Source organism: Ginsengibacter hankyongi (assembly GCF_008710285.1).
GTDB classification, from domain to species: domain Bacteria; phylum Bacteroidota; class Bacteroidia; order Chitinophagales; family Chitinophagaceae; genus Ginsengibacter; species Ginsengibacter hankyongi.
Genome location: NZ_VYQF01000011.1, coordinates 82,721 through 97,597 on the forward strand (window position 1 = coordinate 82,721; position 14,877 = coordinate 97,597).

Here is a 14,877-nt window from a genome sequence, read left to right on the forward strand (position 1 = left end):
AATATTTGAGGTACTTAAGGCGGACACCCCTGGCAATTTACCAGGGGTGTCTTGCATTAATGGGTATTTAAAAATTCGACTTTGTTTTATTCTCCCGCTGACACCTTATTTACGGCGGCCACCAGGAAAATATAATTAGCACAACCGCCTACTGTCACTTCATTTTCACCCCAGAAAAATGGCCAGTCCTCTTTGTTTTCAGGAAAGTCCGGTTTTATCAATAATACACCAGGCACAATACCTCCTGCAATGAAACTGAAATTTGCCCTGTTATTTCCATAAGTAACTTTCTTCGATTTTGTTCCGACAGAAGAAACGAAAGAGATATTAGAATAAGGATGGCAACCGAAAATATAATTCAATCCCTTGTACACGTATTCGGTGTTCATTATATCAGGATAAAATTTATTCGCATAATAATTTGTAGTTGCAAAATTTACAACGCCGCCGCTGCCACCCCAACCTCCGGTCGCAATCGGTACACCGTAGGGATTTTGTTTGGCATAATCGTCGCAAAATGTTTTATACTTCACCACATAATCACGCAATTTCTTTTTATAATCACCATCCATGTATGGAACTGCCTGCAAGGCTGGCGTGATTCCAAATTGAATAAACCTGTCGAGTGATTGCCACACCGCATTTTTAAATACGTTTGCGTATCGCTCATCTTTTGTGGTGATGTATAACTGCAAAGCCGCAGACATTTTAAGACTATTTCCGAATCTTTTGGAAAAACCGGATGTATCTGCCTTTGTGATACTATCGTCTTCATTCCATAATTGTTTTGCATAGAATAAGCTTTGTTGCGATAAGCTATCATCAAAACCTTTTAATGCACGGCTTGCGGCGGCTAATGCTGCGGCGGTATAATAATCGAGGAATGTTGTTCTTTCTGTAAAAGCCCAGCGATCATCCAAAGTGCCACTTGATTTGCCATCGGTTTCATAAGGTTTCAGATCAGGGTTGTAAGGAAGATTATCTGTTTCGTCGACAGCGTCACCAAGATGATGATACTGATGCAAGTTCGGAACAACAATGCCTCTAACTGGATGGCCTATGTTTTTTACCTGCGCCACCATATTCAATGTGCCATGTTCAATCTGTTGCAAAATATCAGGCTTACCATCAGGGCGATGGATATCAACATAACGGGTGGGGTAGTCGACAAAAGTCTCATCGCGGGTTGGCTTAAATTTTTCCCATGTATCCACCAAACTCAACACAGCATCGCAATGAGAACCTGTTTGGATATCAAAATCACCTGCATCAAACCAACCACCAACAGCCAACCCGGGAATACGCTCCAGTGGTTTATATTTTGTTTGGGTTGATGCACCCATGCTGTAACCATCGAAGTGTTGATGATTCGTTGGCGCCTGTAGGGCATCATCTAAAAATGGTGCACCATGCCACACACGATAAGCCTCATTTACTTCCATGTGATCCATCTGCACTGGAAACCAAACATCTAAAGTTGGATGCCATAAATCATCGTATACATTTGGGGCAATTGAAAATGTATTTGTTTTCTGGTTGCCATATTGAATGAAGTACAGCCCGGGATCTTTTACAGAACTGAAATCGAACTTTGCATAATTGTAGCGTAAATATCTTCCCCAGGGTTTTACATCGCCTTTCAATTTCTCAATATAATTTCCGTTTGCTGTTACCTGGAATAAGGAGGCTGTTTTTAAAGGCGTATCATTTTTATCCAATTCGATAACAGCTGTTTTCTGCTGGCCCGGAGTATAACCTACCTGTGAAAATTCAATAACAGGTTTACGTTTCCAATTAGGTATGGCATTCGGTTCAACATACCACGTTAATACTTTCCCTGTTTTGTTTGCCGGCAATAAACTGCGCACAATAAACCACCCGTTTTGTGCAAGGTTGCGGCCATCAAACAACATTAAATTTTCATCATTAGTTTCTGATACAATCTTTACTCTTCGCTCAGGATCTTCTGGCGCCAGCACAAATGTTTTACCTGTAACGATGGAAGAAGGCACAATAAATTCAACTCTTCCCCTGTCATCGAATGTTGTGTGACCTGCGAACTGTGGTATCTTTTTACTGATTGGTTCTATACTTGTTTGGCTTGAAGGATATAGAGGGAATAAGCCAGGCTTCCCATCAGCCAAAAATGTTTTTTCAAAATAAGCAGAAGGAAGAAATTCAAGATTGAAACCTGCATTACCAATTAATTTTTCCGGAACTGGTTTATCAAGATAAACACTTATTTCAAAGCCATTGCCTTTACCCGTAACCGCTAGTCTTGAATCGAAATCAAACTCGGTATACCTCAATTCTACTTCGATGCTGTTTTTTTTCTTATCAACTTTCCTGCTTACCATCCTTGGTATCAAATCCCATTGTTCCGGTGTGTTTTGTAAGCGCACCGCACCACCTGTAGCAGTTCTTACACCATGATGAATTAACTCGATACCGGAAGTTTTTTCGTCGAAAAACATTCCGTTATACTCGCTGCTAAAAACCAAAACATTTACGCCCTGTTTTTCGAAGTAGCTCGAATCGTTTATTTGCAATTGTTGTGAAAAAGAATTTGCGCCTAAGAACAAAAAGCAAATAATACTACTAGCTATAACTAATATTTTTTTCGAGAGATAGATTGAATGCATGGTCTTGATTTTAGTTTTTTATTAAAATATTTTTTAATGTATGTTGCTTACTGCACCCTGAACCAGTCAACATCAACATAACCGCCCAATTCTTTTGTTGCATAATTAAACAGGCAAAATTTATTTCCTGTAAATATTTTTAAACTGAAACGCATTGTCAAATCATTGCCCAATGATTTGAAAACTTTGTTATCGGTGCTATATTGAAAACTTGCCTTAATATTGGCGTTAGAGGCAATTGTTCTAAAATAAATGATTGAAGTGTTGGTCAAAGCCGAATCAATTGTTTTGCCATTGTTCACCATTATGATGTATTGCTTACCATTGTTTTCTTTAATACCAATATATGCATACGGATCCTGGAACACAGCGAGCCCTGTTATATCGCCCTCTTTCATATGCCCTACATCAATTTTTGTTGTCGCAATTGTGGGTATGTTTTGGTCATGTTTTGCAAATGGTCTTTGGGTTAATGTATTGCGTGCCATTCTGAAATCCTGGGTCTGGCTTGCCGTCATTAATCTTAAATAACCTGGCTTCTTTGTTAATGACCATTTTGTAGAATCAGGATTATGATTCCAGCCCCATTGCATGCCCAATTTCTTTTCATTGAATTCATCTGATGTAGGCAAATCTTTGATGGGATATATTTTACCAACGTTTGGTTTTTTATAAGTTGTTACTGCTTTCCCACTCACACCAATCATTGGCCAGCCATCCTTCCAGGTTACAGGTTGCAATGATGGAAAACGGCCAAACGGTCCGCTATCCACAAATAAAATCGTCCACCATTCTCCAGTTTGCGTTTGAATTAATGCGCCCTGGTGTATGCCATAGTTGATGCCTTCGGTTGTGTCATAGAGTAATAGCTTTTGTTCATAAGGTCCATAAATATTTTTGGAGCGCAGAGCAACCTGCATACCGTCACGACCACCATACGTGCAATACAAATAATAGTAACCATTAATCTTATAGACATGTGTTCCTTCAAGACCTTTGCGAATATTTCCTTCAAACACCAATGAATCGGGGCCAATTGCAATAAGACTATCATTCACTTCAGTAATAGAAATCTTGTTGTAACCCTTCGCTACATAAACTTTACCATTATCATCAAAAAACAAACCAGGGTCATAAAAACCTTTTGGTAGATGTGTGATGTGCCATGGGCCTTCTGCTTTATCTGCTGTACACATAAAGCCGCCTTCATTCAACGTAATAAACAATAAGTAAAATTTGCCGTTATGATACTTCATACTTGTTGCCCATTGTCCATGTCCATACCTATTGCATGAATCCAAATCATAACATTTACTAAAATCAAGTCTTGGAACAGCATTGCTGCAATACGACCAGTTTACAAGGTCACGGGATTTTAAAACTGTTACGCCGGGAAAAATAAACATCGTGGTTGTAACCATGTAGTAAGTATCGCCAACGCATATAACATCAGGATCAGGAAAGTCTGCGGAGACTAACGGGTTCGTATAGGTGCCATTGCCTTTATCGCTGTGTACGTTTTGGGCTTGCAACCTGTTTGCAGAAATCGTACAGAGTAGTAAGAGCGATAAAACGAGCCCCCGTATTTTTCTAATCACCGTCATAGCTTTTTTAAATGTTTATGTATTCCTTAAACTGTGGCGTACTATAAAACAATCTATCTATCTTGTTTGAATTTGCATTACGGTTACAGAATATGGGGGAAAGCTTTGACGAAACGTTTTCTTTAATCCATTAACCGTTGATGTTACCGGAACAATTTTCTCCGGTTCACTGATAGTATTTGTATCAGTTGGTTTATCATTTTTTATTACGACGATAGTTGCCTTGGGTGAAACCTTTGCAACGCCATCAAGATTTATTTTTATTGTTTGTTTTTTGGCAATTGTATTTACAACTTTCAGGTAAATAGTTCCTGTTGTATCATTCATTGTAGCTGAATAAAATATGGTAGGAACGGTTTTGGGTTGTATGCCGTCTGCACTGTCTTTTTTAGAGAGCGGCCGGTTTTGAACGGGTATATTTTCAACTGTTGCAGGCACTATTTTATCGCCTAAATAATGGCTAAATAATTTCTGCACATAATAAGATGGCGAGCCATAACTATTGAGGGCATTATATCCTATCAGGTCGGAATCCCATTGCCATGCTTTCGGTGCTGTTGAGGTTGCTGTATTTACATTTACAAACAATGGAGCATAACAGGACATAATCACTATATCTGAGTTGCGCTCCATCCCCGTCATCCAGGCAGCGTCACCCAAGGCAGCATTTAAATTGGTGGTTGGTGCACCTTCGCGTGTTGCCCATTCTCCTACAAATATTTTTGGACCATTGCGATCGTAGTTATCATATTGCGAAGCATGTTCCCACATATCCCATGAATTGCGATAGTAATGTTCATCAACCACCGCAGGTTGTTTACCTGTAACTTTCATGGAAGGATATTGCGTAGCTGGTATCGTAGAAATACAGGTGAGTTGCGGGTACTTTGTTTCGATTGCGTCTCTAAATTGCTTGAATCTTCCATCATAACTATTCGACCTGTCAAACCAATCTTCATTTCCAATTTCGATATAGTGAAGTTTAAAAGGTTCAGGATGTCCATCTCCAGCACGCTTAGCGCCCCAATAGGTTGTCGTATTGCCGGTAACATATTCTATTTCATCCAGCGCATCATTCACGTAAGGTTTTAATAACGGGCCTGCATCGATATGATCACCCTGCAGCGAATAGCCAGCATACACTGCTAATACAGGTTCAGCGCCCATATCTTCTGTCCATTCTAAAAACTCCAGCAAACCCATTCCATCAGATGCACGATAACCCCATGAACCTTTATGCCCCGGCCTGTTTTCAATCGGGCCAAGCGTTGTTTTCCATGGAAACGCATCTGTAATCATTGGGCCTTCCAAAAAATTGCCACCCGGGAATCGAAGAAACTTTGGTTTCATATCCACCAGCATCTGCATCAGGTCGGTACGAAATCCATTTTGCTGGTTATTAAACGTTGGAGGAAATAATGAAACAAGGTTGAAATAATATACACCAAGGCGATTAGTTGAAATAACAAAGCGTGCATCTTTTGTCGGTTGTACATCTGCGGCGGTCGTTAATGTGAGATTATACTTTTTCCAATAAATACTTTTTTCAAGATTGATAGTGCCCGAAGCATAGACTGTTTTACCATCATTACTTTCAATGGAAACCGTTACAGGTCCTGGCGTATTGTTTTCAATATCAGGAAGCGGCGGTGTTGTAGGTTTTGGTTCCCATGGCCAGCGGAAAGGCTCGGTGCGTGCTGATCCTTTTATATAAAATGATGCCCTGTAAGTGGTAGATGGTTTTACGGGTATGCCCCAAAATCCTTCGTTAGCGATGCCCACTTTCCCCGAAACTTTTTCAACGGTAAGCCGTAAGCAGATTGAAAGGGCACCGTTGATAGCCTGGCCGCGTTCATCATACGGTATATGATCTTCGTTCGCAGCAATGAGTTGAATGGATGCTGTGTCGGCCGCATTATCTTTAACAAGACTCCAGCCTTCCGGGCTGGTTTTGCTGTCTTTAAATATTCTATTGCGAATCAATTCTCCATACAAACCACCATCATAAGAGTGGTTGATCTCTTCGGTCATTAATCCATACAAATTGGAACTTACACTGGCACGTGCATGGTCAAGATGCAATGTGATTGCAAGTGTCGTCTGTGCGTGGCAGTTAGTATAACAGAAAATTGCCAATGCGGATAGAGAAAAAAGCTTGCGAAATTTCATGATAAGATAAATATTGAGTTTGTAATAGTTTTTAAATTGATTTATTGTTTGCTTTAATATTTAATAATTTTATTTAACCAGGCGTACAAAATAAACACCACCTGCAGTCCCATCTTTTAATGATTGAAACTTTACACGTATGTGATCTTTTCCTTTAAGCATGGAATCCGGAATTGCATAGCTGATATCAAAGAACCTGGATTGATTCCATTTGCCTGTATAATCTTCCGTAACCAGTTTTTCATCATCAATGTAAATTTCAAATTTCCGGTTGCCCCATTCTGCGCCCCAATAACGAACCATCAATCCAAGGTTGGTTTCTTTCTTTGTTGACAAATCATAACTAAAGTAACCTCCATTAAAAGCTTCACGATACAACTCATTTTGGTTGGTACCCGATCTTGACTGATTGCTTTGCATGGCATGATCCACTTCGGGTTGTTGTTCACCCGGTGCAACAAAATCTATCGTTCGTTTTTCCAGCGCAAGTTTTTCTTTTTCTGCTGATGATATTGAATCGAGGTATAAATGATATTGCGCATTGCTCAAAGCCATCCAATACATCATGTAGCGTGCATCATGAATTGTATAAAATGGTTCCAACTCAACATCAATTGGGTTGATCATTTTTACATTATGCAGCGTAAAGTTTAGCGGCTTATTTCTTACCGGAACTAAATCATTTGTAATGGCTGATAAAGTGTCTTCAATAATAATAGGTGCCTTATCTAACGGTAGTTTTTTTCCGGAAGGAATCTGTCCCCAGCGACTATCGTCGGCAATTAATCCTTTTAAATCTTTTGTTCCCGTTTTTGCGCCAAGCAAAATTGGTCCGTGCATGATAGCGATATAGGTTGGAACATTGGGCAGGTAAGATATGGTATTATGCATAGGTAATATAATCTTCACAACATCACCGTTTTTCCATGTTCGGTTGATGGTAATATAAGATGAAGGATGCTTTGTATATGATACGGGGTTACCATTCACCAAAATCTTTAACGCACCATCTGCAACCCATGCAGGATAACGAACCATCAATTTGAAATGAGAGAAACCTTCTGTTATGGTTAGTGTAGTCTGTTCTTCGTAAGGAAATTTTGTTTCCTGTTTTATTTTAATGCCTTTATCTCTCCAGTTCAATTCAGATGCAATAAAAAGATTTAAAAACAACGAGTCGTGCTGATGCGTATAAATAAGCTCATTGTATTTTCCATGATTTTCCATGCCGGTTCCAACGCAGCACCACATCGCTTCATTCGGCGCAGAATAAACCCGGTAGCTGCGTGGCCGAACAGGCGTGAAATATACATAGCCCCCGGTCTCAGGATTTTGTGTTGAGAGAATATGATTATCAACTGTTCTTTCGTAATAATCCATGTACTTAGCTGAAGGAGTTGCCCTGAAAAGGTCTTCAGTTAACTTGAGCATATTATATGAGTTGCATGACTCAGGCCCTTCTACATCATTGATAAAATCTGTATATGCAACTGCGCCTGGAAAAAATTCTCTCCGGCTGTTTCCTCCAAAAGCAAGGCTGCGGGTAGCTGTTACCGTTTGCCAGAAAAAGTTGCCGGCGTCTTCGTATTTTTCATCGTGTGATAATTCGCCAATGCGTTCAAAACCTATTGCTTTAGGAATTTGCGTATTGGCATGTTTGTTATCAAGATTATCAATACCTTTTGACATCGGATCTAATAACATTTTATGCGAGAATCTTTTTGCTGCGATTAAATATTTTTCATTTTTTGTTATTGCGAAAGCATCTGCTAATACTTCATTCATGCCACCTTGCTCGGTGTCAAGCATTGATTGCATTTGTTCGTCGCGTAAGCCAGCAGTGATGTTTATGGCCCAATCACAAAATTTTAATAAGATATTCTTTGCATCTTCATTGCCCGCATAATTCCATGCGTCTCTTAAACCTGCATACATTTTATGTACATTATACCAGGGAACCCATGCGGTATGAAATGCAGTGAAGTCACCGGTTTTAAGGGTTGACCATATTGTTTTGCTATTGGGAACGCCACCAACATATCCTGCGCCCCAGCCAGGATGATTTTTGGTGTTGGCTTCCTGGCAGGCTTTCAATTCGCTGATCATGTAGAGCATTCTTCTTTTACATTCGGAGTTGTTAGTGGCTGCAACATTCATTGCCAATGCTGATAAATAATGACCCCCGATATGACCATCCAACCCTTCCCAGTTTGTATAGCTGGAATCTTTAGGCGTCAATCCTACTTCTTTGAGGTATGGCGCTAATAAGCGATCAACTTTATATTGCAATAGCGTATGTATATTGAGGTCACGGGCTTGTTTAAAAGGACCATCCAACAGCTTAACATCACTTAATGGAAATTCATTCGCATATAACTTTTCCTGTGCAAACACTTTACTGTAAAGACATGTTACACTCGTTAGGTAAATAAAATAAAAAACAAGTTTCATAGTATTCTTTTAAAAAACTTAAAGATTTTTATATCCTTTGATTTTCGTTTCGTAGATCTTATTTTTCAAACTGCCGGACAAAATTGTTTCACAAATACAAAAAAGCCGCTTTCCTAATTCTACTGTTCTTGTCATGCGAAAATGAATAGAACAGTAATCCAAAATTACCACGTCAATTGAATCAATGACACGGCGTGATCGGGGAGAACAAATGTCAAATCCACTTTTCTATTATCCACCTTCTTCCAAGCCGGTGAAGTAAATAACTGTAGTTGTCCCGCTTTCTCTAATTCATTGAATTGCGCTTCACTTACCTGTTGCGGCTTTCGCAAGGCCTTCCATTTTTCAAATGAATTGCTGAATTGTTTGTCCACGCGATAGTGATGAATCAACACTTTGTTTTTACCGATGCCATCAATTGTAAGTGTAACCAGCGAAGACGAATCCGAAATATCTTCTTCATTAAAATTCCAAACCATCACATACACCGAATTTTGATTTTTGCAGGCTATGGCATTGATATCATTTGCTGTGGAAGAATTGTTCGATATGATATCGGTAGCGTTTAAACCATTATCTGTATGCACGGGTATTCTTTCACCGCCCATCAATCCGAACATGCGGAATACATTCAAAATAGGTTTGTCAATGCCATGTGTAGCCAGGTCGCGAAAACTTGCAAACCAATCCTGGTCTTCGAACTCAAATGACCAACTTACTGCTCCTCTTAGATTAATTTTATATTGATCCATCAAATCATAGATCCTCGCAAAAAATGCAGCGGTATAGCTGGAGTACATTGTGCCATTTCGATAACCGTATTGGGGATCTCTGGTTTCTGAACACGCTGCACATCCTTCCGGATCACATTCTCCAATAATAACCGGAATATTCTTTAGTTCCGGAAACGAATTCACCGCTTCAAATCCCCTTTGAATATCTTTTAATTGAACACCCATATTCATACGTATATGGCCGTTCACTATTTCGGGAGAACCTTTGGCGTGGAAGCCGATATATTGCAGTGGCGTTCCTGTTTTGCCTGTCGCATAATTTTTTCCATGCAGGCAATGTTTAATGAATTTTGTAAGAAAATTAAATGCTTTATCATCCCGCGGGCTGGTGCTATGCGGACCGCCAATAGTACATTCAGGGCAAGCTTTTTTTAACCCGTCGGCAGCATAATCGTATAGCTTGCAATATTCATCAAATGTACCGGACCAATAACTGATATTCGGTTCATTCCATACTTCCCACAACCATGTTGTAACTTCTTTTTTCCCATAACGTGCAACAGAATGTTTTACCCATTGGTACAGTAGTTCTCTCCATTTATTGTAATCCTTCGGGGGATAAGTCCAGCCGGTCCAAAGATTGCCGCCGGTACTCCATTTATGCTCGTACGGTTCCGGATGAGAAGAAAGATCTTTCGGCATAAACCCGATTTCCATTAAAGGTTTCATGCCTCTTTGAATGTACGTATCAATAATGCTATCCAAAATTATCCAGTTGTAAACCGGGTGGCCATTCTTATCTTCTTTATAAGCATTCGTAAAGCTCCACTTCAGATCAGGCCCGTCGCTTTTGCCTTTTGATGTAAGTAAGTTATGGGTTCTTATGTAAACAGGAACCGGGCTTAAATGCTGAAGCTCTGTCAGTAATTTCTGACCATCTTTTCTTGTTGTGTAATTCGCTTCATCATAACCAAAGAATGACCAGAAAGGATTCATTTTGCCAATGGGTTTACTGGCATTTACTTTAATAGATACAGCACCATTCTGGGCAAATAAGCAATTAAAGCAAATTAAAAAGGCGAGTATCAATGCCAGGTATCTCATGTTATTGTTTGTGCTTCTTGTAATGTATGATGAACAGCTACCACTTCATCCAAATCAATTCATAATTTGATTCCCCATTTAATGTGAACGGCCATCGCCTCTTCTCGTATCATTCTTAATAATATCATCCAGGTTATTTACCGGGCGTTCTATATCATAAGGGATTGGCATGCGGCTGAATTGCTGGAAATAGAGCAGGCATGCATCTTTCCATAAGACAGCATTTATTTCCTGCTCACGCAGTTTTCGCTGAACTTCCATAAAGCGGGTGCTGTCAACAAAAGGCCCTGCTTTATCCCAGATCTTTTGAAATTCACGCACCTGGTTTACTCCTGTATCATAACGATAACACAAATCATCCCATAGCGTGCGTCCATCTTTCATTTTATAATCCCATGGTAAATGATGAAACCATAACAGGAATTTTTCAGGACAGGTAGCCACATTATTGAATTCTGAAGAAAGCGGTTCATGATATTGGCTTATAGCATCGCTGCCTTTCTTTGTGCGATCAAAACCAATTCCATTTGTACTGGCCTGGTGATAATAGGGTGGCGTCCAGTCAGGCCTTATGCCCTTTGGCGCCCACCATGGCCCTGGGCCGTAATGCCCGTTTGCAGACATGATATGATGCAGGCCAAGCGGAGTCATAAAATTTACGGCTGCCTCGCGGCTATCAATCATCATTTGCTTAACCGGTACAAGAAAGTTTTTTGTCCAGTCACCTGTATAGTCGGCTTCCCCGGATTTTTGAGATGAATCGCCATAGAAAGTAAGCTTGATCCATTCATCGGCTATCTGCCCGCTTTTTAATGTGTCATTCCATGCTAATCTTCCAAATGCGTACCAATTGGCTTGTGCAAAATGATTGCCGCACCAGTTAGTATCCAGTCCTATGTTAGAAACTCCTGCAATGGCCGTATTTTTTTGCGGAAAGATACTTCCATCGGTACAACGTGCTACTATGCTGCCTTTGCCTTGCTGGTAGGTATCGCTCTGTAGGCATTCTTCCCACATTGTAGATAAGAACACGACATAGACGGCATGTCCAAGATATTCCTGCGTTACCTGGAACTCAGGCATTACAGATGTTTTTTTCATGGCACCAAACAGCGGACTGAATGGTTCTCTTGCCTGGAAATCAATAGGGCCATTTTTAACTTGTATAATAACATTGTCCCTGAATTTTCCATCCAATGGCATAAACTCGTCATAAGCCTGTTTTGCACGATCTTCATTGTTGGCACTATATACAAATGCACGCCACATAACAAGACCTCCGAAAGGGTTTAATGCATCTGCCAGCATGTTTGCACCATCGGCATGTGTACGTCCATAATTTTGCGGTCCGGGTTGTCCCTCACTGCTTGCTTTTACAAGGAAGCCTCCGAAATCCGGAATGATGCTATAGATTTCTTTCACCTTATTTTTCCACCAGGCCATTACTGCAGGATCAAGCGGGTCAGCAGTTTTAAAACCACCAAGCGAAACAGGCGATGCAAAGTTTACAGAAAGATATATTTTAACTCCGTAAGGCCGCAATAAACTAGCGATTACCTTTGCCCTGTTGAGATAATCCGGTGTTAATATCATTGGCGATGCATTCACGTTATTTAAAACGGAACCATTAATGCCGATGGAAGCATTTGCCCGGGCATACTCCTGCCATAATTTTTTGTCTTCATCCGTAACCGTGAAAGGATCTTGTTTACGCCAGAAAATAGAATTTCCGGCATAGCCGCGCTCAATTGATCCATCGGGATTATCCCAATGATCGAGTATGCGGAATTGGTAAGATGGATTATCGACGCCGCCTTTTGGTTTCCCGCCGGTTTGCTGGTTGCGCAACAGTTCATAAACGCCATATAAAATTCCTTTGTCAGTATTGGCCTGGATAACATTTTCATTCAATTTAAATCCATCAACTTTTACGGCCCTATCTTTTTTTATTATTAATGATATCGTGGCCCCCGGTGCACCTTGCCAGCTATCGTGCAACTCCTGGCGGGCAATGGTAAGGGTAGGAGAATTTTGTTTGCAAATAACATGTACGGGTAACGCTTTTTTATCCCGAAGCCAGAGTTGATGCCCATTCTGGGCATGAAGCAATAAAGAGGTAAAAAGAAAAAAGAAGCTGGAGATTATTACTTTCATGCGGTTGAATATTTTAAAATCGTTATTGTGCTTTAACGCCCACTTTTATCTGCGTAAAGGAATGCGCAGGAAAGGCAAAAGACAACTTGTTTCCTGTAACCTTTGCTTCTTTTGTAACCGGTTTATATTGTGCCTGTTTGTCTATAGAGAATGGCGCTTTAAGGTCATCGCTATTTATTACGCTTACTTCTGCTTTACCTGAAAAATCTCCTGAGTTATTTATTACGTCAGCAGTAATACTTTTAGCCTGCTGCCTGTTTACAACATTGATATAAGCGGTGTTGATTTCTTTAGAATACGAAGTTGTAACATCAAGATATGGTATTCCTTTGTATTGTTCTGTATTGAAAGTGTCGCAGGCAACATAAGTATCTACCGAAGCGCCACGACAATTGTTTGAGAAAAGTTTGAAAGTATAAAATACGGGAGATTTAAAAGTTCCTTTTTTAGGATCGCTTGACAACAAAGAAGTGAGCATTGTAAAGTTGGCCATTTTTACTACATCTGCATGTCGTATAAATGAATTCAGGCATTGCGCTATCGGCAACACACTCATGAAGTTTCTTGCAAAAGCGCCCCACTCATCAACCGAAAGATAAATAGGTTTTTTATACCCCTGCGTATTAGATACTGCTTCTATTTCTCCGGCAGTAATTTTTATCCGGTCATCAAAAATTTTAGCCCCTGCTCCCATATTGGTATAATAGTCAGGAGAATTTTCCCAATAGCTGTGAATAGACAGGTATTTTATTTTATCGCCGATACCTGTTAATATTTTTCGATTCCAGTTATCCCAACCATCCGGACTGCTATACCAGGAAGAACCACATCCCACAAACTCGATATCCTTATCGACTGCGGACATCGCTTTAGCAGCTTCCCTGGCAACTTCAATGTAGTCTTCTGCATTTTTATGTCCTAACTCCCATGGCTTACCATCTACTTCATTGCCCAAATCCCATATTCTAACGTTGTATGGTTCGGGATGACCGTTCTTTGCCCGCAGGTCTGAGTAGTAAGTGCCCTTTTTGTAATTACAATATTCAACGAGGTAAGCAGCGTCAAGGATAGAACCGAGCCCAAGGTTTACACCTAAAATATTTTCACTGCCGATAGATTTATTAAGCTTCATCCATTCATCTGTTCCAACGTGATTATTATCAACACCTCCCCAGGCAAGATTTATACGTATTGGTCGCTGATCTTTTGCGCCGATGCCATCCTTCCAGTCGTAACCCATTAAAAAGTTTCCACCAGGCCAACGCATATTGGTAACCTTCAATTCTTTCATTGCGTCTATATAATCTTTGCGGAAACCGTTCTCGTCGGCTAACGGCGATGACGGATCGTAAAGATTTCCATAAAGCGTATTGAACTCAACGGAATCCGGCAAGCCCATTCTCCGCCCATTGAAATGAATGGGTTCCATAAAGACACCATAGATCTTCGGGTCAATTTCGCCAACCGTGCGGTTAACATCAATTTTAATAGTAGCATTTTGAGCAAACGTCGCAAGGGACATCCCTAAGGCACTTAAAAAAGTAAAAATGATTTTTTTCATATAGTGTTATTTATAATAAATATTTGGGTATTCAATCCTCCTGATAATGATATTTCGATTGCAATAACTTGAACCTTAAAAAATAGGACTTCGTACAACCCGGTCCGTTGATAAACCGCTTTCATTCGTGCAATGTTTAAAAGTAATTTTCATCTTAATAAATACAGTCTGGCAGGAAATGACCCTAAGCCAAAGCATGTCAGGCCTGCATGTTTTACATAGTCCATTTTTTATATTAGAGATCTGGAGATGATTTTACTGACCTAAATCTCAATTAATAAAGTGGATTCGAAGAATTTTATGTTAACGATCTCTGGCCCCATTTCATGTTTATCAATCAATCGTTTAAACGAAAATAAGATATTTTAAGAAAAAAATTGTAACCGATTGCAATTTTTGAATTTTTTTCTCTACTTTGCATGAGTATTGATGTTTGGAACATACAAATTGCTTGATTA

At 39.9% G+C, this 14,877-nt stretch carries 7 protein-coding genes; all 7 read right to left on the reverse strand.

The genetic code is table 11. The features are described 5' to 3' along the window. Positions 1–86 precede the first annotated feature (86 nt). Positions 87–2,642 carry a glycoside hydrolase family 9 protein gene (locus FW778_RS20875; RefSeq protein WP_150416832.1) on the reverse strand — a complete coding sequence of 852 codons (2,556 nt, stop codon included), beginning with the start codon at positions 2,640–2,642 and terminating at the stop codon, positions 87–89. 47 nt (positions 2,643–2,689) lie between these two features. Then, positions 2,690–4,246 (reverse strand): glycoside hydrolase family 43 protein, encoded by a 1,557-nt coding sequence (locus FW778_RS20880; protein WP_150416833.1) that lies wholly within the window; start codon positions 4,244–4,246, stop codon positions 2,690–2,692. A 57-nt stretch (positions 4,247–4,303) separates the two neighbouring features. Next, positions 4,304–6,415, reverse strand: a complete 2,112-nt coding sequence (locus tag FW778_RS20885) for an alpha-L-arabinofuranosidase C-terminal domain-containing protein (protein WP_150416834.1) — start codon at positions 6,413–6,415, stop codon at positions 4,304–4,306. A gap of 69 nt (positions 6,416–6,484) precedes the next feature. Then, the gene (locus FW778_RS20890) at positions 6,485–8,866 is read right to left on the reverse strand and encodes a glycoside hydrolase family 127 protein (RefSeq protein WP_150416835.1); all 2,382 of its coding nucleotides are present in this window, start codon (positions 8,864–8,866) and stop codon (positions 6,485–6,487) included. Positions 8,867–9,030: 164 nt separating this feature from the next. Beyond that, positions 9,031–10,704, reverse strand: a complete 1,674-nt coding sequence (locus FW778_RS20895; RefSeq protein ID WP_150416836.1) for a GH39 family glycosyl hydrolase — start codon at positions 10,702–10,704, stop codon at positions 9,031–9,033. A gap of 78 nt (positions 10,705–10,782) precedes the next feature. Next, positions 10,783–12,858: an alpha-glucuronidase gene (locus FW778_RS20900; protein WP_150416837.1), complete on the reverse strand. Its 2,076-nt coding sequence runs from the start codon at positions 12,856–12,858 to the stop codon at positions 10,783–10,785. A gap of 22 nt (positions 12,859–12,880) precedes the next feature. Continuing rightward, complete coding sequence (locus tag FW778_RS20905; protein ID WP_150416838.1) at positions 12,881–14,419, reverse strand: alpha-L-arabinofuranosidase C-terminal domain-containing protein; 1,539 nt, start codon at positions 14,417–14,419, stop codon at positions 12,881–12,883. Positions 14,420–14,877 lie beyond the last annotated feature (458 nt).